Here is a 22,862-nt window from a genome sequence, read left to right on the forward strand (position 1 = left end):
CGCTTCCGGATCGTATGGAAAAGCTTCCGCGTTCGAGCGAGCCGATCCTGACTGCCTCTGCGCTCACGAAGCGCTTTGATGCAACCGTCGCGCTGTCGAACCTCGATTTCTCGATCCATCCGGGTGAAGTCGTCGCGTTGATGGGCGCCAACGGCGCAGGCAAGTCGACGCTCGTCAAGATCCTAAGCGGCGTGTATGCGCCCGATGGCGGGACCTTGACGCTGCTGGGCAAGCCGTATCGACCCGCTTCGCCCCAAGCAGCCAAACAACTCGGCATTGCCACGGTGCATCAGTCGATTGCCGACGCTGTCGTACCGGCGCTCTCGATTGCGGACAACCTGCTGCTCGACCGCTTGTGCGATCCGGCGTCGCCCTGGCGCGCACCACCGGCGGCGCGCCGTGAGGCGGCGAGGCCGCTTGCCGAGCGGGTCGGGCTGGATGTCGATCTGTCGGCGCCGCTCGGGTCGCTCTCGCTCGCGAGTCAGCAGCTCGTGACGCTGGCGCGCGCACTGGCTTCGCGTCCCAAGCTGCTGATTCTCGATGAGCCCACCGCCAGTCTGTCCGCCGCAGAAGCGGAACGGCTGTTCCTGCGGCTCGAGCCATTGCGTGAGGAGGGTGTCGCGATCCTGCTGGTCTCACATCGGCTGGGTGATCTGCGGCGCATGGCGGATCGGGTAGCGATCGTGCGCGACGGACATCTCGTCGCCGATCTGCACCCGCCGATCGATTTCGACGCTGCCGTCGAGACGATGATTGGACGGCCTCTGCCGCAAGGCCGAACTCAGGATGCGAAAGACGCGGCCGCGCTCGAACCCTGTTTCAGCGTGCGTGATTTCCAATTGACGTCGACCAGTCGCTCATTCGACCTCGACGTCCAGCGTGGCGAGATCGTGGCGATAGCGGGGCCGGTGGGTGGTGGCAAATCGCGCTTCGCAAGAGCGATCTTCGGTGCGGCACATGCGAGCAGTGGTCGGATGGTGCTCGACGGCAAGCCATGGCGTCCTCGTTCACCGGCCGATTCGATTCGCGCCGGCGTGTTCCTCGCCGGCGAGGATCGCTGGCGCACCTCGTTGTTTCCCGACAGCGTGCCGTTCGCATCGATTGCAGGGACGCTCAGCTTTCCGTTTCTGTCGAACTGGTTCAGGCGTGGCGTGGTACGCGAGGCCGCAGAGCGCGATGCCGCGATCGACGCGATCAGAACCTTCGGCATTCGCTGCACCGGCCCCGACGATCGCCTGACACGCCTGTCCGGCGGCAATCAGCAGAAAGTCGTCCTCGCGCGCTGGCATGTCGAACGCGCGCGCTTGTTGCTGCTCGACGAACCGTTTCAGGGCGTCGACGCCGGCGCGCGCGCCGACATCGTCGATACCTTACGGCGGCATGCCCATGAACGCGCGACGATCGTGTTCGTCAGCGATCTCGAAGAGGCTCTGGAGATTGCCGATCGCGTCGTACGGTTCGATCGTGCCACGCTCGAGCGCCCAACTGTTCAACCATTCCATGACGCGAGCTCTGAACTTCATTCATGAAACACCTTACCCCTTCTATTCCCGGCGACGTGGCCTCCGACCAACGGGCGCTGTCAGCATGGCGTAGTTTGCGCGATCACCTGGAGCGGACCGGCATCCTGCTCGTGCTGGCGATTCTGATTGCCGTGTTCGCCATCAGGGAACCGGCCTTTCTGAACATCGACAATCTGTTCAGCATCCTTCAGGCGGTATCGATCGTGGCGTTGCTCGGCATTGGCGTAACGATCACGTTGGCGGCGGGTGGCTTCGATCTCTCGGTGGGCAGCGTGGCTGCTTCAGCTCAGATGGCAGCGAGCTACGTGCTGATCGTCTGGCATGGCAGCGCGCTTGCGGCCGTGGCCGCATGCGTCGCACTCGGCATCGCGGCCGGCCTGTTCAACGGCTTGTTGATCACGCGGCTGCGCGTGCCGGACCAACTGGCGACGCTCGGCACACTGTTCCTGCTGGCCGGTCTGCAACTGATCCCGACTGGCGGCCGGTCGCTCGCAACCGGTACCGTGCTGCCCGATGGCACGGAGGCGAGCGGGATATTCTCCGATGCGTTTCTGGCGTTGGGACGTCTGCGTCTTTTCGATGTCGTGCCGCTGCCGGTCCTGATTCTCATTGCGTTGACGATGCTCGCCTGCATCGTGATGGAGACGACGCGCTGGGGCCGCGTGATCTACGCGATCGGCGGCAATGAGACCGCCGCGCGGCTGGCGGGCGCGCCCACGGCACGCTACCGGATCGCGGCCTACGTTGCCTCAGGGGCAATCGCGTCGTTGGGCGGCGTGCTGATCGCCGCGCGCGTTGGGCGAGGCGACGTCAGCGCCGGACACTCCCTGCTGCTCGACGCCGTGGCGGCTGCGCTGATGGGCTATGCAGTGTGGGGCGCGAAGCGGCCCAATGTGTTCGGCACCGTAGTGGGCGCGGTGTTTGTCGGCGTCCTCCTGAACGGCCTGACCATGCTGAACGCGCCGTACTACATGCAGGATTTCATCAAGGGTGTGCTGCTGGTTCTTGCGCTGGCGTTTACGTTCAGTGTCGGACGGCCCGCGGACTCGCGCGGCTGAGGCCACCGAGTCGCCGGAATGTCGTTTGCCATCCGAAGGAATATCGATTGCCGAATCGTTCAGTTTGCGCATGCGGTGTCCGCTGATAGATTGAGCGAACAGTCATTCAAGCGGAGATTCCCATGGCAGAGATTGGCGAAACGGCTTCATCGAATATCCGCGACGGGAGTAGGCATGCGGTCCGCGTGATCGCTGATGACGCGCAGGCCATCGCGGTGGCGCACGAGCTTGCAGGCCGCCTTGCGCAAGGCGCTGCCGAGCGCGATACCGAACGCCGCTTGCCTCACGAGGAGATCGAGTGGTTCTCGCAATCCGGGCTATGGGCCATCACGGTGCCGAAGGCTTACGGTGGAGCGGGCGTGTCGTTCGTCACGTTGACGGAAGTCATCAAGATCATTGCAGCAGCGGATCCGTCGCTTGGGCAGCTGCCGCAGAATCACTTCGGCCTGGTCGACGTGATCGCGCTAACCGGCTCGGAGGAGCAGAAGAAATATTTCTTCGCCCAGGTGCTGGGAGGCAAGCGTTTCGGTAACGGCTTTTCGGAGAAGGGCACAAAAAACGTGCTCGATCTGAAGACGAGCGTGAAGCAGGACGGCGGCGATTACGTCGTACAGGGCACCAAATTCTATTCGACCGGCGCGCTATTCGCCGACTTCGTTCCCGTGCTGGGGCTCGATAGCGAACGTAAGGGCTGGCTCGCCTATATTCCGAAGGGCACGCCGGGGCTGACCGTGATCGACGACTGGTCGGGCTTCGGTCAACGTACGACGGCAAGTGGCACAGTCGTGTTGGAAAGCGTACGCGTTCCGGCCTCGCATGTGTTGCCGGCGCATCGCGTGTCCGATTTTCCAACGCTCAACGGCCCGATTTCGCAGATTATCCAGGCCGCCATCGACGCCGGCATCGCGAAGGCTGCGCTCGACGACACGCTGACGTTCGTGCGCTCGCGCTCGCGGCCGTGGATCGACAGCGGGGTCGAGCGCGCGAGTGACGATCCGCTGACCGTGCGGGAGATCGGTCATTTGCATATCCAGCTGCATGCCGCCGAAGCCTTGCTCGAACGCGCCGCGCGTGTGATCGACGAGATCGCTGCGGCGCCGGAAACGACCGAAGACGACGTGGCGCGCGCATCGGTTGCCGTAGGCGAAGCGAAAGTGTTGACGACAGAAATCGCTTTGCTGGCAGGCGAAAAACTGTTCGAGCTTGCCGGTACGCAGTCTACGCTCGGTGAACACAATCTCGACAGGCATTGGCGCAATGCGCGTGTACATACGCTGCACGATCCGGTGCGCTGGAAGTATCACCTGGTCGGTAACTACTATCTGAATGGCATCAAGCCGGCTCGTCATCCCTGGAATTGACGCCAGGCGCACTCCTTAACCGAACCCGATCATGGCCAGAGAAATCCGCCTCAACGCATTCGACATGAACTGCGTTGGGCACCAGTCGCCAGGCTTATGGCCGCATCCACGCGACACGTCGTGGCGTTACAAGCAAATCGATTACTGGACCGACCTCGCGAAACTGCTCGAGCGCGGCAAGTTCGACGGTCTCTTCATCGCCGACGTGCTGGGTATTTACGACGTCTTTAACGGCAATGGGGAGGCCGCGATTCGCCAGGCCGCGCAAGTCCCGGTCAACGATCCCGTGCTGCTCGTCTCGGCGATGGCGAACGTGACTGAGCATCTCGGCTTCGGCGTGACCTGCTCGCTCTCGTACGAGCACCCGTATCCGTTCGCGCGGCGCATGTCGACACTCGACCACCTGACCAACGGCCGGGTTGGCTGGAACATTGTCACGTCGTATCTGGACAGCGCCGCACGCAATGTCGGCTTGCCGGCGCAGGCCAATCACGACGAGCGCTATTCGCTTGCCGAGGAATATCTCGAGGTCTGCTACAAGTTGTGGGAAGCCTCCTGGGAAGACGACGCCGTGGTGCGCGATGCCGCGCGAAAGGTCTTCACCGAACCGTCGAAGGTCCATCCGATCAACCACCGTGGGCAGTATTTCGACGTGCCGGGCATTCATCTTTGCGAGCCGTCGCCCCAGCGCACACCGGTGCTCTACCAGGCGGGCGCTTCGAAGCGCGGCAAGGATTTCGCCGCGCAGCACGCCGAGTGCATCTTCATCGCTGCGCCGTCGCGCACGATTCTGAAGAATTTCGTCGCCGATGTCCGGGCACGCGTGAAGTCATTCGGCCGTGATCCGCACGACGTGCTGATTTTCAACCTGCACACGGTGATCACCGGCAAGACATCAGCGGATGCGCACGCGAAGCACGCCGACTATCGCCGCTATACAAGCGACGAGGGCGCGCTCGCGCTGATGTCGGGGTGGACCGGCATCGATCTGTCGAGGTACGACCTTGACGAACCGCTCCGCTATATCGAGAGCAATGCGGTGCAGTCGGCCGTGGAGGCTTTATCGAGCGCGGATCCGACACGCGTGTGGACCGTGCGCGAGATTGCGAAGTGGGGCGGTATTGGCGGACTCGGACCGCTTTCAGTGGGAAACCCGCAGGAGATCGCCGACGAGTTGCAGTCATGGGTCGAGGAGACCGACGTCGACGGATTCAATCTCGCTTATGCATTGACTCACGAGAGCTTCGCGGATTTCGTCGACCTGGTCGTGCCCGAATTGCAACGACGAGGCGTCTACAAGACCGATTACATCAACGGCACGCTGCGCGAAAAGTTGCATGGCGGTGGTCCGCGACTGGCTGAACCGCATCCCGGCGCGGCCTACCGCACGCACACGCCGGCCCATGCCGGATAGCGCCGCGCTTGCTCATAAAACATCGACTAACAGGTTGGAGATCATTGATGAAATCGTTTCTTCGTCGCAAGCTGGATGTGAGCCTTACGTTCCGCACACTCGCCCTGGCTGCGGCCACGATGCTGGCCGGGGCCGCAGCGCACGCGGCTCCGCTCAAGGGTGCGCCCGCACCGTTCGACAAGGGCGGCGTGAAGATCGCGCTCGTCAACTATCTGTCGACGGGCGATTTTTTTCAGGCCTATGAAGCCGGTGCACAAAAGCAGGCCAAAGCGCTTGGCATCGATCTGCGCATCTATGAAGGCCGTCAGGATGCGGCCGAGCAACGTGAACAGATCCAGCAGGCGATCAGCCTCGGTGTGTCCGCAATTATCGTGAATCACGGTTTGCCTGAATCGCTCAAGGACGTCGTGCAGCGCGCGTTGGATAAAGGCATCAAGGTCGTCGCGTTCGATGTCGATCTGGGCAATCCGAAGGTGCCGCAGATCGAGCAGAGCGATCGCGATCTGGCAGCGCTGTTGCTCGATCAGGCGGTGAAAGATAACGGCGATACCTTTGCCGCCGGCTACGTGTACGTAGCCGGATTCGCACCGCTCGACCGGCGCGATGCGGTATGGCGTGACTTCAAGGCCGCTCATCCGAAGGTTCAGGAGAAGGCGCGCTGGGGCACGGTGGACAATCCGATCGCGCAGTCGGTGGCCAACCAGGCTGCTGCGGCCTATCGCGCGCATCCTGAGATTCGTGTGGTGTTCGCGCCTTACGACGAATTCGCACGTGGCGCGAAGCTCGCGGCGGACGAGGCGAACCTGTCGTCGAAACTGCGCATTTACAGCGCTGATATTTCGACCTCCGATATCGAGGCGATTCGCGCGCCGAATAGCGCGTGGGTGGCGACCGCGGCGACCAATCCGGCGGTGGTCGGCGCGGTGTCCGTACGGGCCGCGGCCTTGCTTCTCGCGGGGCAGACGCTCGAGCACCGGATTGTCGTCAAGCCAACGCTGATTACGCGCGACGATCTGGTGAAGAACAACATCAAGACGATTGCCGAGCTCGGCGATAAATTCCCGGCATTCCGTTCGAGCGATGCTGCCACGGCAGCGTGGATTCCGGCAGCGGATTGAGCCTCGTTAAGGGCCGCACGGAGTTGTCGTGCGTAACCGCGTCGGGAACACGTCAAATGCGGGGCGGGGCGTCGTAGTACGGCCGCCCGGCCAGCACTGTGCGGAACCCCGCTGTCAATCATTTCCTTTGGACTTCCATGAGCAAACGTAGCGGACACTTGCGCCTCGGCGCTTTCCTTTACCCTGCCGGACACCACATTGCAGCGTGGCGGCATCCCGAGGCACAGGCGGACGCCGGCGTTAACTTCCGTCACTACGTCCGGCTCGCGCAAGCAGCCGAGGCCGCGAAATTCGATCTGATCTTTCTCGCCGACGGCGTGGGAACACGCGGCGACAACGTCGACTTTCTGAGCCGCACGGCGCACAGCTACGTGGCGCAGTTCGAGCCGATCACGTTGCTGTCGGCGTTGGCGGCTGTGACCGAGCGCATCGGTCTGGTCGGCACAGCCTCGACAAGCTTCAACGAGCCGTACCACATTGCCCGCAAGTTTGCCTCGCTCGATCACATCAGCGGGGGGCGTGCGGGTTGGAATCTGGTCACCTCGTCGAGCGAGCATGAAGCAAAGAACTTCAACCGTGACAAGCATTTCGACCACGCCGAGCGCTATGCGCGCGCCGCTGAGTTCGCGGAAGTCACAGGGGGCCTATGGGACAGCTGGGAGGACGACGCGTTCGTCCGCAACAAAGCCGAAGGGCGTTTCTTCGACCCCGCCAAACGGCACGTGCTGGATCACAAGGGACGTTTCTTTCAGGTCAAGGGCCCGTTGAATGTCGCGCGCTCTCCGCAGGGGCATCCGGTCGTCGTGCAGGCCGGGTCGTCTGAAGCCGGCCGGGACCTCGCAGCGAAGACGGCCGAGGTGATTTTCACAGCGCAGCAAACGTTGCAGGACGCGGCGGACTTTTACGCGGATGTGAAGGGACGCATGGCGGCTTACGGCCGTCATCCGGACGATCTGAAGATCATGCCGGGCGTATTTCCGATTGTTGGCCGCACTGAAAGCGAGGCGAAAGAGAAGTTCGAGCAGTTGCAGTCGCTCGTCGATCCGAAAGTCGGACTTGCGCTCGTATCCGGACTGACCGGTGGGTTCGATCTCTCGGACTATCCGCTCGACGGGCCGATCCCTGAGCTGCCCGAAACGAATGCGAGCAAGAGCCGTCAGGTGTTGACGATCGAACTGGCTCGCCGCGAGAACCTCACGATCCGCCAACTCTATTTACGGGTCGCGGGTGCGCGCGGTCATTGGCAGCTCGTCGGCACGCCGGCGCAGATCGTCGATCAACTCGAAGAGCGCTTTGTGAATCATGCCGCCGACGGTTTCAACGTGATGCCGCCGGTGCTGCCGGATGGTTTGACCGATTTCGTCGAATTGGTATTGCCGGAGTTGCGGCGACGCGGGTTGTTCCGCGAGGACTATGAAGGGCGCACGCTGCGCGAGAATCTCGGATTGCGGCGGCCGAAAAGCCGCCATGCTCCTGTACTTCAATCCGGCGCATAACTTTCCACGATTCGTTATTTCCTCCCGGCGCAGCCGTCGCCTACGCTGAAACGATAGATGCATGCGTCTACTGCCGCCGCGCGTTGCGTACCGCGGCCATAGTCGTTTTAACGTGATGAGGATGCGAACATGAGCGATATCGTCATCGATGCACCGGTGTCTGCCGCGACGGTCGAGGCAAACTTGAACTACCTCGAGTTCACCGGCGAGAAGCCGGTGTCGTACCAATACGAACCGCCGCCGGGCGTTCCGAAACGTAGTGGCGTGTACCGGCCGCATCGGGTGAACATTTCAAATGCCCGCGTCGCGCCGCCGCCTGGCGCGTTGTCGCTCGATCGTAACGGCTTCGAACTGCATCGGCACGCTAGCGCGCTGAACGATTTCTCCGATCCGGCAACGATTGAATCTGTCTACTATCGCGAAGCGGAGCAGTTGCTGAAACAGGCCACCGGCGCTCGCCGGGTGGTCGTGTTCGATCACACGCTGCGTGACGGCAATCCTGAGCGCAGCAATGGTGTGAGGGAGCCGGTCAAGTACATCCATAACGACCAGACTTTTGTGTCGGGGCCGCGCCGGGTGCGCGATCATCTGCCGACAGGTGAAGCGGAGCGGTTGCTGCAAGGCCGTGTGGCAATCGTCAATCTGTGGCGTCCAATCGGAGAAACGGTGCAATCGTCGCCGCTCGCGCTATGCGATTCGCGCAGTATCACGCTCAACGATCTGGTCGCATCAGATCTGGTTTATCCCGACAAAGTCGGCGAGACGTATGCGTTGGTCTTCAATCCGCGGCACCGTTGGTACTACTTCCCGCAGATGTCGCCCGATGAATTCCTGCTGCTGAAGATTTACGATTCGGCGGGCGACGGCATCGCGCGTCTCACGGCCAATACGGCTTTCGACGACCCCACGTCGCCGGCCGATGCGCCGCCGCGCCGGAGCATCGAATTGCGCACGTTGTTGTTCTTTTGAGTGCCGGCGTTGAGCGCGCCGGCACGCCGTGAAATGCAGGGCAGCCGATAGTGGGACGCGTCTGCTGCAGCATCGCAGAATCTGCAATATCGAAAGCGTGAATTCTTGTTTGTTTGTGACGCAGCGTTTGGTTAGCATGCGGCGTTCGGGTCGTTGCCTTACTTCTTTGGTCGACGCAGCTTTTGTTTTTCGTCGGACGAGGTGAGCGTAACGCTTGCCCGGTGCGTTTTCACAGCTCTCACGCCTTCGACATGTCAAGCCTCCATGCATCCAGCGCCGGCCAGCAGGCCACCGGCGTGACACGACGGCTGGCCGCCGCGATCGCTCAGGCGTCGCCGTCCCGCGACGCCGACGCCATTGCCGCCGCAAGACGCGGCATCCTCGACTTTCTCGCTGCCGCCTTTGCCGGCGCGAGCGACAGCGGCTATCAAAAACTCCTGGCAGTCAGCGCCAACGACTCGCGCGGCGAAGCATCGGTAATCGGTAGCAGCGCCCGTGCATCGGCGCAGCAGGCTGCGTTGCTCAACGGTTACGCCGGGCACGCACTCGATTACGACGACGTGCATAGCAGCGTAAGAGGCCATCCCGCGACGGTATTGCTGCCTGCGCTGTTCGCGCTGGCGCAAACACGCGGCAGCAGTGCGCTCGACGTGCTCGACGCCTACGTCGTCGGCGTCGAAACGATGGCGCGCGTCGGTCTTGCACTCGGCAGCCGGCACTACGAGCAGGGCTTTCATAACACCGCGACATTGGGCGCGCTTGGCGCGGCAGCCGCAGTGTCTCATCTGCTGAGGCTCGATGCCGGTGCCATTGAGAACGCGCTGGGTCTTGCCGCCACGCAGTCCGCCGGCCTACGCCTGCAGTTCGGCAGCGAAGCGAAACCCTTGCATGCCGGGCTCGCCGCGCGCGCTGGTTTATTCGCCGCTGAACTCGCAGCGGCGGGACTGCAGGGCTCGCCGGAAGCACTGGACGGACCGGTCGGCTTTTTCGCAGTCTTCAGCGGCGGCGCCGCGCAACCCGAACGCGTGCTCGACGGTTGGGGCGCACCCTGGCAAATCGCCGTCCCGGGCCTGTACTTCAAGCCGTGGGCGTGCTGCACGGCGACGCACTACGCCGTGCATGCCGCATTGACATTGCGCGACACACACCGTCTCACGCCGGAGGACATTGCCGAGGTGACGGTGATATTTCCGCCCGGCGGCGACACACCGCTTTCCAGACATTTGCCTTCAACCGGTCTCGAAGCGCGCTTTAGTGTTGCCTACGCAGTCGCGGCCGCACTGACGGATGGTTCTCCCAGCGTGGCCACATTCGCCGATGTGCCCGTGCGCGACGACCTGATCGCGCTCGCGCGACGCGTGGCAAGCCGTCATGATGAAACCGCCGCGCGCGCGTCGACCGATCCGGCCACGCGCTTCTCGACCGTCGAGATCGTATTGCGCAACGGGACGGTACTGAGCCATAAGACCGATCGCCTCTACAGCGCGACGGATCTGGCCGCGAAATTCGCGGACGCCACCGGTCACGACGAACGTCTCGCGTTTATCCCAGCGCATATCGACACGATGCAGAGCGCCGCCGACCTCGCTTCCCTTTTCAATGTCTTCGCACAGATCCACGTATGAGCACGAATAACAGCAGTACCCGCAGGCAGATGCGTCTTGGGCTCTTCATTCAGGGTGCGGGACACCACGTCGCCGGCTGGCGGCATCCTGACGCGCAGGCGGGCAGCGAGAATCTCGCGCTGATGCAGCGCATCACGCAGACTGCTGAACGCGCCAAGTTCGACATGGTCTTTCTCGCCGACGGCCTCACCAGCGGACCCGATGCGCATCCGTCGATGGCGATGAGGCTTGAGCCGCTGTGCCTGCTGTCGGCGCTCGCCATGGGCACGCGTCATATCGGTCTCGCGGCTACCGCGTCGACCACGTATAGCGAGCCGTATCACGTCGCGCGCGCGTTTGCGTCGCTGGATCATCTGAGCAGCGGACGCGCGGCCTGGAACGTCGTGACGACTTCGTACGACCGCACGGCCGCGAACTTCACGCGTGGCAATCATCCGGATCACGCGCTGCGCTATGAAATGGCGGGTGAGTTCGTCGATGTCGTCAAGGGACTGTGGGACAGCTGGGATGACGACGCGGTGCTCAAGGACAAGGCGCGTGGCGTCTACTTCGATCCCGCCAAGGTGCATACGCTGGATCACAAGGGCCAGTTCTTCGCCGTCAAAGGCCCGTTGAATGCGTCGCGGCCGCCCCAGGGGCATCCCGTGGTGATTCAGGCCGGCTCGTCCGGACCGGGACAGGACCTGGCGGCGCGCACGGCGGAGGTGGTGTTCACCGCGCAGCAGACGATTGAAGAAGCGCAGGTTTTCTATCGCGACCTGAAAGGCCGGTTGCCGAAATTTCGCCGTGAGGGCCAGCAGTTGCACGTGATGCCGGGCGTGTTTCCTGTCATCGGCAGGACGGAGCAGGAAGCGAAAGACAAATACGCGCAGTTGCAGGAATGGACCGATACGTCTGGCGCATTGTCACTGTTGTCCGATCGGCTCGGGCACGACGTGTCGAAGTATCCGCTCGATGGTCCGCTGCCGGAGCTGCCGGAATCCGATCAATTGAAAAGCCGTGCCAAGCTGCTGACCGATCTCGCACGCCGCGAGAGTCTGACTTTGCGCGAGCTGTATTACCTGGTGGCCGGCGCGCGTGGGCACCGCATCGTTTGGGGCACGCCTGTGCAGGTGGCGGATGCGCTGGAAGAGTGGTTTACGGGCGAAGCAGCCGACGGCTTCAATATCATGCCCCCGTATTTTCCGGGTGGTCTCGACGATTTTGTCGAACTCGTCGTGCCGGAGTTGCAGCGGCGTGGGTTGTTCCGCACCGAATATAGCGGCACTACCTTGCGCGATCACCTCGGTTTGCAGCGGCCCGTGAGCCGCTATGCGGGGCAGTGAGGCTCGAGAAGTAAAACGCGGAAAACAAAACGCGGCGTCTGCTGGGCAGACGCCGCGTTTTTTTCAAGCTTGCATCCTAAGCCGCGCCGTACTCGCAGGTCCAGATCGTCCAGATCGTCTAGATCGCGAAGTGGCGCAGATTCAGTGCCAGCGGTGTGCGGGGCGGCGCCGCGTGTGCCGTCTCCGGCGCGGACGGCGTATGCGCCAGAAACTCACGTGTACGCGGACTGACCGGCGCGCGGAACAGCGCGTTAGCCGGACCGTGTTCGACAATCACACCGGCCTCGGTGAAATATACTGCATCGCTCACTTCTTCGGCAAAGCGCATCTCGTGCGTGACGAGCACGCAGGTCATGCCGTCCCTCACCAGATCGCGGATGACGGTCAGCACTTCGCCCACGGTCTCCGGGTCCAGCGCCGAGGTCACCTCGTCGAAGAGGATCAGATCCGGCTGCATCGCGAGCGCGCGTGCAATCGCCACGCGCTGTTGCTGGCCGCCCGACAGCTCACCCGGGTACGCATGGGCCTTGTCCGCAAGGCGCACTTTCTTCAGCAGATCGTAAGCGGTGCGGGTGGCGTCGGCTTTGTCGCGCCCCAGGATGCGCACGGGCGCGACAACCAGATTGTCCAATACGCTCAGATGCGGAAACAGGTTGTATTGCTGGAACACGAAACCGACGCGCTTGCGTAGTTCGATCTCGTCGCGTTCAGAGGCAAGCTGGTCGACACGGGTACCGTCCACTTCGATCTCGCCGTGCTGGGGACGCAATAGCCCGGTAATGCAGCGCAGAATCGTCGACTTGCCCGACCCGGATGGTCCGATGATCGACACGGCCTGCCCGCGGAACACGTCGAGGTCGATACCCTTGAGCACGGGCGTCGAGCCGAATGACAGATGCACGTCGCGTAACCGGACCAGAGGGCGCACGGCCGCGGCAGCGGCTGCGGATGCGGCGGGAGCGAGCGAGACATCAGCTGAAAGCATAGCGTTTCTCAAGAAGGCGGGTGAAGCGCGCGATCGGGTAGCAGTAAGCGAAGAACAAGCCGAGCACGGTGAAATAGACGAGGACTGTGAAATCCGCGCGCGCCACGGTATTGCTCGCCACCTGCGCGGTGTCCAGCAGATCGTGCACGCCTACCAGCGACGCGAGCGCGGTCGCCATGGTGATGCTGGCGTACAGGTTCATCCACGGCGGCAGCATCCGCTTCACACATTGCGGCAGGATGATCCAACGGAACACCTGGGTCCGGCTGAACGCAAGCGAACGTGCCGCGTCCCACTGCGCGTGAGGGATTGACTGGATCGCGCCACGGAAGATCTCGGCGAAGTTGGCGCTGGCAGGCAGCGCGAGACCGAGCGTGACCTTGAACCAGTCGGGAAACGGCACGATGTGTTGACCGAGCGCGATTTCGAATGGGAACACGTAGGTCGAAAAATAGATCAGCACGAGCAATGGGGCGTTTCGAAACACCTGCACATAGCTGCGAACAATCAGCCGGACGCCCCGTATCGGCGACAGCAGCAAGGGGCCGAGCGCGAGACCGGCAAGTGTGCCGAGCGCGATGGCAAGCAGGCTGATTTCGATGTTGACCCATAGGGATTTGCCGAGCGCCGGCACCCACGTAATGAGTGCGGCGAGTGCGGGATAGCTTGGGCCATGTGCGATCTCGTGCTCGGCGAGCGCCAGCATGGCGGCGACGCCGACCACGCTGGCAAGCGCAAAGAGGGAGCGGTACCGGCCGTCCCGCTCGGGCACGGTAATGGATTCAGTGGCCATAGCCTGGCATCCTCAGACGGACTTCGAGCCAGCGTCCTGCGCGATTGATCGCAAAGGTCAGTGCACCGAAGAACAGCAGGATCAGGATCATCAACTCGAGCACGTTGTCGCGCTGCGTCCAGATCATGATCGATGCATACGTGATGTCGCCGACGGCGATCGCGGAAGCGACGGTGGTCATCTTCACCAGGTCGACCATATTGTTGACGAGCGCGGGCAGGGCAAAGCGCAGCGCGAGCGGCAACTGAACGCTCCAAAGGCGCTGGCGGCGGCTGAAACCGAGCGACTGGGCCGCTTCGAGCGTGGTGCGCGGCACCGCTTCGATACCGGCGCGCAGGGCTTCGGCATGAAACGCGCCCTTGTGCAGCGAGATGACGATCGCGCTCCAGATGAACGGCGTCAGCGGATTGCCGCCCAGATTGCGCAGTGCCTCGCTGATCAGCATATTGATCACCAGAAAGGCGCAGAAGAGCTGCACGAGCGTCGGCGTATTACGCGTGATCTCGACGAACACGCGAGCGGGGCGCGCAAGCGCCGGACGCTGTGAAGTGAGCAGCGCCGCCAACGCCACACCGGCGCCCAGACTACCGAGCGCCGTCACGAGCGAGAGTTCCAGTGTGACCAGCATGCCGTGCAGAAACGACGCGAGTTCGTCAGGCGCGAGCACGAAACTGTAGTTCAGCCCGACCTTGCTGATCGTGTCGACCACGCTAGTGGCGGCGTGCGAGAGCACTTGCGTCGACTCGCTCATGCACCTTGCGCCTTGTACTTCGCATGCAGATCGAGCACGGCTTGCGAGGGCTGCATGCCGTTCTTGTGTTCGACGTCGATCAGCCAGCCGCTGCGATGCCAGTCCTGCACGATTTTCTCGAGCGCGCTTTGCGTATCCGTTTCACCCTTGCGAACCCAGATCACAGACGGCGACGGAATCAGCTCGTTCGATACGGGGATCGTGTAATCCTTCCAGTCCGGATTGCGTGCGACAAGCAGGCGTAGCGTAGGGGCAACGTGAACCGCGGCGACGCAGTTATTGCCGCGCAGCGCGAGCAGCGATTCCGGCTGGCCACGAAATGCCTTCACCTGTGCGCCATATTCTTCGGCGAGCGGCTTCGTATAGTTGCTGCCCTGCGAGACGCAGACGGGCTTGCCGCGTACGTCGCTCCAGGTCTTGATGCCGCTGTCCTTGCGCGTAATCAGCGCACCGCCGATTTCCTCAAACGGCGTGGGCGGGTAGGAGAAAAGCTCCGCGCGTTCCTTGATGACTTCCATGTTGGCGATCAGGGCATCGACCTTGCCTTGCTGCAGGAACTGCACACGGTTCGACGGCTGGACCGGCGTCAGTTCCACGTCGACGCCGAGGCGTTTCGCGACGTCGTTCGCGAGATCGATATTAAAGCCGAGCGGCTTCTGCGTGGCCGGGTCCAGCGAGCCGAACGGTGGCCCTGACAGGATCACGCCGATGACGATCTTGTGCCGCTGATGAATCCGATCGAGTGTCGTATCGGCGTGGGCGGCACTGGCGCCCAATGCTGCGAAAAGCGTCACGGCGCGCAATGCGCGCTGGAGGGTGGGGCGGGTCGGTCGGCTGAACATGAAAGAGTAGGCGGAAGTCAGGTTGGATCCTGATATCGCTCCGGCCGATCGGCGTGACTTCGTTGCTATGAGGCCACCAGGACTCGCCGGAAGAGAAATACAGGACGCGATTCGGGACTGCCTATTTTCGGCATGTGTGACGCCGGAAAGAACCAAGGATTTTTCATACCGTTATCTGATTCGCGCATTTATGCAGACGCGAGCGTCGTTGAAACGGAGAAATGGATGCTGCGGCGGATTTGGTCGGCTGTGCACCGGCTGTGTGTGCCGCGCTATATCCGGCTGACACGTTTGCTCCTGTGGCAGCACGCCGGCATGCTGTGAAAAGCACACCGGCGTGCTTGTGCGGCTAGCGGGTTGACGCTCAGAATCAGAAATCCAGCCCCGGCCCACCTGCGCCCGGACCGCCCGGCTGGCCGGCTGCCGGCGCATCCTTCGGTGCTTCATGAACGGTGGCATCGGTGGTCAACAGCAGACCCGCAACCGAAGCCGCGTTTTGCAGCGCCGTACGCGTGACCTTGGTCGGATCGAGCACGCCCGATTCCACGAGGTCACCGTATTGGCCGGTCTGTGCGTTGTAGCCGAAGTTGCCCGTACCCTCCGCCACTTTCGCGACCACGACGCTGGCTTCTTCACCGGCGTTCGTCACGATCTGGCGCAGCGGTTCTTCGAGTGCGCGCAGCACGATCTTGATGCCCGCATCCTGATCGGCGTTCACACCTCTAAGTCCGCTGATGGCCTGCTTCACGCGGATCAGCGCGACGCCGCCGCCCGGCACGATGCCTTCTTCGACCGCAGCGCGCGTGGCGTGCAGCGCGTCGTCTACACGGTCTTTCTTTTCCTTGACTTCGATCTCGGTCGCGCCGCCCACCTTGATGACCGCCACGCCGCCCGCCAACTTCGCCACACGCTCCTGCAGTTTTTCGCGGTCATAGTCGGAGCTCGCTTCCTCGATCTGCGTGCGGATCTGCTTCACACGCGCTTCGATGTTCTTGCTGTCGCCGGCGCCGTCGATGACCGTGGTGTTCTCCTTGCCCACCTCGATGCGCTTGGCTTGGCCCAGTTCAGCCAGCGTTGCCTTTTCGAGCGTCAGGCCGGTTTCTTCAGCGATCACCTTGCCGCCGGTCAGGATCGCGATGTCTTCGAGCAGCGCCTTGCGGCGGTCGCCGAAGCCCGGCGCCTTGACCGCGACGGTCTTCAGAATGCCGCGAATGTTGTTGACCACGAGCGTAGCCAGCGCTTCGCCTTCCACATCTTCCGCGATGATCAGCAGCGGGCGGCCGGCTTTGGCGACCTGTTCCAGAATCGGCAGCAGATCGCGGATATTCGACACCTTCTTGTCGTGCAGCAGCACGAACGGGTTGTCGAGCACGGCAACCTGTTTGTCCTGATCGTTGATGAAATAGGGCGACAGGTAGCCGCGATCGAATTGCAGACCTTCCACCACGTCAAGTTCATCGTCGAGCGACTTGCCGTCTTCGACGGTAATAACGCCTTCCTTGCCGACCCGGTCGATCGCTTCGGCGATACGTTGGCCGATCGACTCTTCGCCGTTGGCCGAGATCGTTGCGACCTGGGCGATTTCCTTGCTGGTCGTGGTCGGCTTGCTGATCTTCTTCAGTTCGTCGATCGCGGCGATCACGGCCTTGTCGATGCCGCGCTTCAGGTCCAGCGGGTTGAGGCCTGCCGCGACGTATTTCTGGCCCTCACGCACGATGGCTTGCGCAAGCACGGTCGCGGTGGTGGTGCCGTCGCCGGCGGCGTCGCTGGTGCGCGAGGCGACTTCCTTCACGAGTTGCGCGCCGATGTTCTGCACGCGGTCCGCCAATTCGATTTCCTTGGCGACCGAGACGCCGTCTTTCGTCACCACCGGCGAGCCGAAGCTACGCTCCAGCACCACGTTGTGGCCCTTCGGACCGAGCGTGACCTTGACCGCGTTGGCCAGAATGTTGACGCCCTCGACCAGTTTCGAGCGGGCGACGTCGCTAAAAATAATCTCTTTTGCTGCCATGGTTTGATGCTCCGTTCGTTATTGCGTGACGACTGCGACGACATCCTCTTCGCGCAGCACGAGCAATTCGTTGCCGTCGACTTTGACCGACTGGCCGGCGTACTTGCCGAACAACACGCGCTCGCCGACTTTCAGGTCGGGCTCGATACGTCTGCCATCGCTATCGCGCTTGCCCGGTCCAATGGCGATCACTTCGCCCTGGTCCGGCTTTTCTGCTGCGCTTTCGGGAATGACGATGCCTGAAGCAGTTTTGGTTTCCTGGTCGAGACGCTTGACGATCAAGCGGTCATGCAAGGGACGTAGGCTCATGGTTCGACTTCCGCGATTGAAATTTGGCACTCGTCGTTGGTGAGTGCTGACCGGAATCGAGTATAGAAAGATGCCGCGCGACGCTCCAATAACGGATTCATCGATCCTTATCGGCGATTGGCATTTCAGAAACGCGCATATCCATAGCTTGATTCGCTGGTTTTGCAAGGTGGGGCGCGTCCCTATACTGATCCGTCGAATCGGCACGTCCCATCGGGATGCCGATACACGCTCCCAGGGCAATCAGCCGGATCAAGCCTGATCCGCGCGCTTATACAAGGAATGACGGCATGCAGGTCTCTCAGGAAAGCACGGCACGTGCGCGACTTCGGGCGGCGCTCAGCGCGTTGCCGGCGCTCGCTAAAGCGATCGGCGAAGATGCCGCGCAACGCGAGGTGCGGCGCGAGTTGCCGTTCGACCGTTTCGCATTGTTTCGCGAATCGGGGCTCGGCGTGCTCCGTTTTCCGGTCGAGTGGGGCGGCCTCGGCGGTTCGCTGGAAGATCTCTTTCATGTGATCGCCACGCTGGCTGCGGAAGAGTCGAATGTCGCGCATGCGTTGCGGATTCATTTCGACCTGACCGAGCAGTTGGTGCTGTCGCCGCGTTCCGCCTTCAACGACACGCAGATCGAGCGTGTACGGGAAGGGGCAATCTTCGGCGGTGCGTCGACGGAGCTCGGCACAGCGAGGCCCGGTGAAATCGTCACCAGGCTGGTGCGCGATGGTGAGCACTTTCGCGTAACGGGCAAAAAATATTATTCAACGGGCACGGCGTTCTCCGACTACGCGCGTATCAACGTGCAGGACGAGAACGACGAGAAGGTGTCGATTGTCATCCCGGTCTCGCGTGAAGGCCTGCAGGTGCTCGACGATTGGGACGGGATGGGTCAACGCATGACGGCGAGTGGCAGTCTCGTGCTCGACAACGTGCAGGTATTTGCCCATGAAATTGCAACACGCGGCTATACGAGTCTTGCAGGCCGACATGGCAGCGCGGTGAGGCAATTGCATCTGGTAACGGTCGCGGCAGGTATCGTGCGCAACATTCTTGCGGACGCGCGGCGCTATGTGACGCAATACGGGCGCCCGGTGTTGCATAGCCCGGCTCCCTCGGCACGCGAGGACGGCTTCGTGCAGCAGGTGGTGGGTGATCTCGCAGCGCACAGCCTGTCGATCGACGCGCTGGTTGCGCAAAACGCACGCACCCTGGATCGCTCCGCAAATGCAATCCGCAGCGGCGCAGCCAATGCGGAAGACCTCGTGCTGGAAGGGTCCTTGGCTACCGCCAAAACGCAACTGGTGGTCAGCAAGCTGGCGCTCTATGCGGGCGAGCGTCTGTTTGAAATCGGCGGGGCATCGGCCACTGGGCGAGCGCACAATTTCGACCGTCACTGGCGCAATCTGCGGACGATCTTCAGCCACAACCCATTGCTGCATAAAGCACGCGTGATCGGCGATTACGAGTTGAACGGCGTAATCACGCATCTGACTGAAGGGCGCGTTTTCTGAAACGCCGGGAAAAACGCCACGATCCATTCACCCCTCATCCAATCATTGAATGCCATGAGCCGAGATCTACTATTGCTGTTGGAACCGGGCTTCACCGATCCGAACCACCCCGGTGAGCGTTTTATCTGTCCGGATGGCGCGCCTATCGAAGGATTGCTCGCGAGCGACCCGGCGCTCAACGCACGCCTGGACATTCGCCGCTTGCCGTTCCCGCGTCCGCGCGCCGTGGTGGTGGAGGCACTCGATGCTGAGCACCAGAGTTTGCCGGTGTTGATTTTCGGCGACGAACAGCCTGCGCCGGCTGATGCCCAGACGCTGGGCGAGAAGCGCTTCGTGACGGATACGCGCCGGATACTCGACCTGCTCGCGCAGCGTCACGGTTTTCCGAAGGTGCATTGACGCGGTGACTGCGCGGAGGCCGGCCGTCGATCCTGAGGGCGCCTCGTCACACGGTTCAGAAACAACGGTGGCACCCGATTCTCACTGGGTGCCACCGGACCTGCATCAGAACTGATGCTTGATACCTGCCGAGACAGCCACCTGTTTGTCGGTGGCGGACGGCGTGAGATAGCCGATCGCAGCGACCGCGGACCGGCCCAGCGAGTCCGTACCGCTGGCGTGCTGATAGGCGCCGGTCAGGTACAGATCGGTGGCTTTCGATAGCGAGTACGCACTCGTGAGATTCAACTGCTCGTATTTCGCGCTGCCCTTGCCGCCGACGCTTCCTCCTTCCGTATAGTCGAACGATGTGCCGAAGCGCAGGAACGGTGTGGCCTGATAACGCAGGCTTGCACTAACGGTACTGAGCGTTGTCGAGCCGCTGTAGTTGAGCGAATTGAGCGACGCGTTCGAGCCCAGTCCGCGGAACTGCGTATTCGAGTAGGCCGCGCCGAAGATCGCACCGCCGCTCGTATAGGTTGCCGCAACCGAAACGGTCTGCTGTGTGTGTGCCGAGGCAAAGCCGGCGATGGCCGGATTGGACTCGGGGGCGGTAGCCGACCCGGCGGAACCCAGGTTATTGCCCGTGGTGCTCGCATTGGCGTTGGAGCCGTAGAGGGAGGTATTCGGATTGCGTGCATTGACGATCGCCGCAGCGAACGCGAATGCGCCGCCGGTGTAGCTGGCGCCTGTGGACCATAGCTGGTTCTGCGTGACATTGCCGGCCACACCGCCGACGCTGTACAGCGCGCCGAAACGGAACCCATTGAAAGAATCCGACTGGTACTTGATCGAATTGTTAATGCGGTGCGTGAAGTTCAGATTGTCATAGTCGGCCGGATGGATCGAAAGGTTGCCCCCAAACCAGACGTAGAGCAATGGGGATACGAAATCCACCGACGTATCGCCCTGACGTCCCAACGTGAACGTGCCGTAGCGGTCGGCATTGACACCCACCCATGCCTGGCGGCCGAACTCGGTGCCCCCTTGTCCCAGTGTGCCGTTATTCACGCTGAGCCCGCTTTCAAGCTGGAACACCGCCTTCAATCCACCGCCCAGATCTTCCACGCCTTTCAGGCCCCAGCGGCTCGACGACAGGCCTGATGTGCCGCTATCGAACTGCGACACCTGTGTGCCGCCTCCAGGTTTGCCGGAAGCGGACGTGGCAGCGGTTTGTACGTTGTTCGTATACGTGAGGTTGCCCGTGACGATCCCATACAGCGTGACGCTGCTTTGGGCACTTGCTGTGCCGGCCATTAAAGATGAAACGCCAAATGCGAAAAGCAGTTTTTTCATGGTTGTTCGAATCAATATTGAAAGAGCGCGAGAGAAGTGATGCGTCGAGGGTCACGGTGAAGCGACGAGTCACGATAAGCAAAACGAACTTATTGAACAAACAAGAAAATTCGATATGGATATCGGTTGCTTTCCTCAAAAATGCGCTTAAACGGCGATCTTTAAGCAATAACGACAACCGTCTGCATTAGATATGCAATCCTGAATTAATTCGTTCTTTTGTCGTGTGGCGGTTGATATCTTGCGGCGCATCCGATAGATATTGCGGAGCTCTGCCGGTGGCATGACGCTTCGCATTCGAAGAGAGTAACCATGAGCCAACACAGAGGATTTCATTCCGGACGACGTCACGCTTTGCTTGGGCTCGCGGGCAGTGCGGCCGGCATCGCGCTCGGCCCATTCACACCGTTGGCGCAGGCGGCGGTTCAGGCCAGCACGGTGTCGCCTCGACACGGTGGCCGGCTGACGGTACTGGTGAATCCGGAGCCGAACGCACTGGTCAACTTCGCGACCACGGCGGGCGCGGAACAGAGGATCAGCCCGAAGGTCACTGAAGGTTTGCTGGCCTATGACTTCAACGTGCAACCGCGCGCGCAGCTTGCAACCACCTGGGCGATCAGTCCCGACGGTTTGCAGTACACGTTCAGGCTGCGAGAGGGCGTGCGCTGGCACGACGGTCAGCCGTTCACGTCGAAGGACGTGGCGGTGTCGATCGGGCTGCTGAAGCAGTATCATTCGCGTGGCCGCTCGACCTTCGCCAACGTGCTTGAAGTGCAGACGCCGGACTCGCACACGGCGTTGCTGAAGTTATCGAAGCCTGCACCGTATCTGATCTATGCGCTTGCCGCGTCGGAATCGCCGATCGTGCCCGCGCACATTTACGGCAGCGGCAATCCGCTGGAGAATCCCCATAACATCGACCCGATCGGCACGGGACCGTACCGGTTCAAGCGTTGGGAGCGGGGTAGTCATGTGGTGTTCGTGCGCAATCCTGACTACTGGGACGCGCCCAAGCCGTATATCGACGAACTGATCGTGCGTTTCATCAACGATCCCGCGGCGCGTGCCGTCGCACTCGAAACCGGCGAGCTGGACCTGGCCGGTGAGAATCCGGTGCCGCTTCTCGACATCCAGCGCTTGCAGGCACTGCCTCATCTAGCACTGGAAACGCGTGGGTATAGCTACAACGCTGCGCAAACACAGCTGCAGTTCAATCTCGACAATCGCTATCTGGCGAAGCAAAAAGTTCGCGAGGCGATTGCGCACAGCATCGATCGGCAGACAATCCTGAAGTCGGTCTGGTACGGCTACGGGATCGTTGCGCCTTCACCGATCAGCCCACTGTTGACCCAGTTCTACGATCCGAGCGTGCCGACCTTGCCGTACGATCTCGCCAAAGCGGAGCAATTGCTCGATGAGGTGGGTTTGCCGCGGCAGTCCAATGGCTTCCGCTTTCCGCTGACGATCGATTTCAACCCCTACGATTCGACTTTCGCGCGCCTTGCCGAATATTTACGGCAGACGTTGCGGCGCGTGGGGATCGAGTCGACCGTGCGCTCGCAGGATTTCGCCGCCTATGTGAGGCGGATCTACACCGATCGCGATTTCGATCTGGACGCCAACTTTCTCGGCAATACCTTCGATCCGACCGTGGGTGTGCAGCGCCTTTACTGGTCGCGTAACTTCAAGAAAGGGGTGGCGTTTTCCAATGCGTCGCACTACGACAGCCCCGAGGTCGACCGCCTGCTCGAAGCAGCCGCGGTGGAGAACGATCCGCGCACGCGGGTCGACTATTTCAGGAAATTCCAGCAGGTGGTGGCGCGTGATCTGCCGATCGTCGATCTGATCACGCTTAAGCAAGTGACCCTCTACAACAAACGTGTGCATAACCATACGGTGACCGCGGACGGTCTGGGCGGAAATCTGGCCGATGTGTTTCTTGCATGAGCTAACGATCCGAAAGGGTGCATCGCCTTTCCTCCGCACCGTGCTTTGCATATGCCTAACGATTGGTTCGTTTGCTGCCGCAGCGGCTTTATC

The 22,862-nt window shown here is 61.9% G+C and carries 19 protein-coding genes; 12 read left to right on the plus strand and 7 right to left on the minus strand.

The window, feature by feature from the left end; translation table 11 throughout:
• Positions 1 to 14: 14 nt before the first annotated feature.
• The 9 genes from PQQ86_RS06590 to PQQ86_RS06630 all read left to right on the plus strand — a co-directional run bounded on the left by PQQ86_RS06590 (position 15) and on the right by PQQ86_RS06630 (position 11,889).
• Complete coding sequence (locus PQQ86_RS06590; protein WP_408265439.1) at positions 15 to 1,529, plus strand: sugar ABC transporter ATP-binding protein; 1,515 nt, start codon at positions 15 to 17, stop codon at positions 1,527 to 1,529.
• Positions 1,526 to 2,581, plus strand: coding sequence for an ABC transporter permease (locus PQQ86_RS06595; RefSeq protein WP_408265440.1), 1,056 nt, complete (start codon positions 1,526 to 1,528; stop codon positions 2,579 to 2,581). The genes PQQ86_RS06590 and PQQ86_RS06595 overlap by 4 nt, the downstream gene beginning before the upstream one ends.
• A 122-nt stretch (positions 2,582 to 2,703) precedes the next feature.
• Positions 2,704 to 3,942 (plus strand): SfnB family sulfur acquisition oxidoreductase, encoded by a 1,239-nt coding sequence (locus PQQ86_RS06600; RefSeq protein ID WP_408265441.1) that lies wholly within the window; start codon positions 2,704 to 2,706, stop codon positions 3,940 to 3,942.
• Between the two features lie 31 nt (positions 3,943 to 3,973).
• Positions 3,974 to 5,356: an LLM class flavin-dependent oxidoreductase gene (locus PQQ86_RS06605; RefSeq protein WP_408265442.1), complete on the plus strand. Its 1,383-nt coding sequence runs from the start codon at positions 3,974 to 3,976 to the stop codon at positions 5,354 to 5,356.
• Between the two features lie 47 nt (positions 5,357 to 5,403).
• Complete coding sequence (locus tag PQQ86_RS06610) at positions 5,404 to 6,474, plus strand: substrate-binding domain-containing protein (protein WP_408265443.1); 1,071 nt, start codon at positions 5,404 to 5,406, stop codon at positions 6,472 to 6,474.
• A gap of 137 nt (positions 6,475 to 6,611) precedes the next feature.
• Positions 6,612 to 7,970 (plus strand): LLM class flavin-dependent oxidoreductase, encoded by a 1,359-nt coding sequence (locus tag PQQ86_RS06615; RefSeq protein ID WP_408265444.1) that lies wholly within the window; start codon positions 6,612 to 6,614, stop codon positions 7,968 to 7,970.
• A gap of 129 nt (positions 7,971 to 8,099) precedes the next feature.
• Positions 8,100 to 8,939, plus strand: coding sequence for a CmcJ/NvfI family oxidoreductase (locus PQQ86_RS06620; protein WP_408265445.1), 840 nt, complete (start codon positions 8,100 to 8,102; stop codon positions 8,937 to 8,939).
• Between the two features lie 251 nt (positions 8,940 to 9,190).
• Positions 9,191 to 10,564, plus strand: a complete 1,374-nt coding sequence (locus PQQ86_RS06625; RefSeq protein ID WP_408265446.1) for an MmgE/PrpD family protein — start codon at positions 9,191 to 9,193, stop codon at positions 10,562 to 10,564.
• Entirely contained in the window at positions 10,561 to 11,889 is a 1,329-nt protein-coding gene (locus tag PQQ86_RS06630; protein ID WP_408265447.1) for an LLM class flavin-dependent oxidoreductase, read from the plus strand. The genes PQQ86_RS06625 and PQQ86_RS06630 overlap by 4 nt, the downstream gene beginning before the upstream one ends.
• A gap of 118 nt (positions 11,890 to 12,007) precedes the next feature.
• Here the strand turns inward: PQQ86_RS06630 and PQQ86_RS06635 are convergent, their stop codons facing one another.
• The 6 genes from PQQ86_RS06635 to PQQ86_RS06660 all read right to left on the minus strand — a co-directional run bounded on the left by PQQ86_RS06635 (position 12,008) and on the right by PQQ86_RS06660 (position 17,580).
• Positions 12,008 to 12,874, minus strand: a complete 867-nt coding sequence (locus tag PQQ86_RS06635) for an amino acid ABC transporter ATP-binding protein (RefSeq protein WP_408265448.1) — start codon at positions 12,872 to 12,874, stop codon at positions 12,008 to 12,010.
• On the minus strand, positions 12,861 to 13,667 hold the full coding sequence (locus PQQ86_RS06640) for an amino acid ABC transporter permease (RefSeq protein ID WP_408265449.1): 807 nt from the start codon (positions 13,665 to 13,667) through the stop codon (positions 12,861 to 12,863). The genes PQQ86_RS06635 and PQQ86_RS06640 overlap by 14 nt, the downstream gene beginning before the upstream one ends.
• Positions 13,657 to 14,418, minus strand: coding sequence for an amino acid ABC transporter permease (locus PQQ86_RS06645; RefSeq protein ID WP_408265450.1), 762 nt, complete (start codon positions 14,416 to 14,418; stop codon positions 13,657 to 13,659). The genes PQQ86_RS06640 and PQQ86_RS06645 overlap by 11 nt, the downstream gene beginning before the upstream one ends.
• Positions 14,415 to 15,260, minus strand: a complete 846-nt coding sequence (locus PQQ86_RS06650; RefSeq protein ID WP_408265451.1) for a transporter substrate-binding domain-containing protein — start codon at positions 15,258 to 15,260, stop codon at positions 14,415 to 14,417. The genes PQQ86_RS06645 and PQQ86_RS06650 overlap by 4 nt, the downstream gene beginning before the upstream one ends.
• Positions 15,261 to 15,630: 370 nt before the next feature.
• Positions 15,631 to 17,271 (minus strand): chaperonin GroEL, encoded by a 1,641-nt coding sequence (gene groL / locus PQQ86_RS06655; RefSeq protein ID WP_408265452.1) that lies wholly within the window; start codon positions 17,269 to 17,271, stop codon positions 15,631 to 15,633.
• Positions 17,272 to 17,289: 18 nt separating this feature from the next.
• On the minus strand, positions 17,290 to 17,580 hold the full coding sequence (locus tag PQQ86_RS06660; protein ID WP_408265453.1) for a co-chaperone GroES: 291 nt from the start codon (positions 17,578 to 17,580) through the stop codon (positions 17,290 to 17,292).
• A 290-nt stretch (positions 17,581 to 17,870) separates the two neighbouring features.
• On the opposite strand from PQQ86_RS06660, the gene PQQ86_RS06665 reads away from it, so the two are divergent.
• A complete protein-coding gene (locus PQQ86_RS06665) occupies positions 17,871 to 19,088 on the plus strand; it encodes an acyl-CoA dehydrogenase family protein (RefSeq protein WP_408265454.1) in 1,218 nt (405 codons plus the stop codon).
• A 54-nt stretch (positions 19,089 to 19,142) separates the two neighbouring features.
• Positions 19,143 to 19,487, plus strand: coding sequence for a DUF3088 domain-containing protein (locus tag PQQ86_RS06670; protein ID WP_408265455.1), 345 nt, complete (start codon positions 19,143 to 19,145; stop codon positions 19,485 to 19,487).
• Positions 19,488 to 19,592: 105 nt separating this feature from the next.
• On the opposite strand, the gene PQQ86_RS06675 is transcribed toward PQQ86_RS06670, so the two are convergent.
• Positions 19,593 to 20,822 carry a porin gene (locus tag PQQ86_RS06675; RefSeq protein WP_408265456.1) on the minus strand — a complete coding sequence of 410 codons (1,230 nt, stop codon included), beginning with the start codon at positions 20,820 to 20,822 and terminating at the stop codon, positions 19,593 to 19,595.
• A gap of 312 nt (positions 20,823 to 21,134) precedes the next feature.
• Here PQQ86_RS06675 and PQQ86_RS06680 point away from each other — a divergent pair, with 312 nt between their 5' ends.
• The gene (locus PQQ86_RS06680; protein ID WP_408265457.1) at positions 21,135 to 22,769 is read left to right on the plus strand and encodes an ABC transporter substrate-binding protein; all 1,635 of its coding nucleotides are present in this window, start codon (positions 21,135 to 21,137) and stop codon (positions 22,767 to 22,769) included.
• Positions 22,770 to 22,862 lie beyond the last annotated feature (93 nt).

Source organism: Paraburkholderia sediminicola (genome assembly GCF_046026675.1).
GTDB lineage: Bacteria > Pseudomonadota > Gammaproteobacteria > Burkholderiales > Burkholderiaceae > Paraburkholderia > Paraburkholderia sediminicola_F.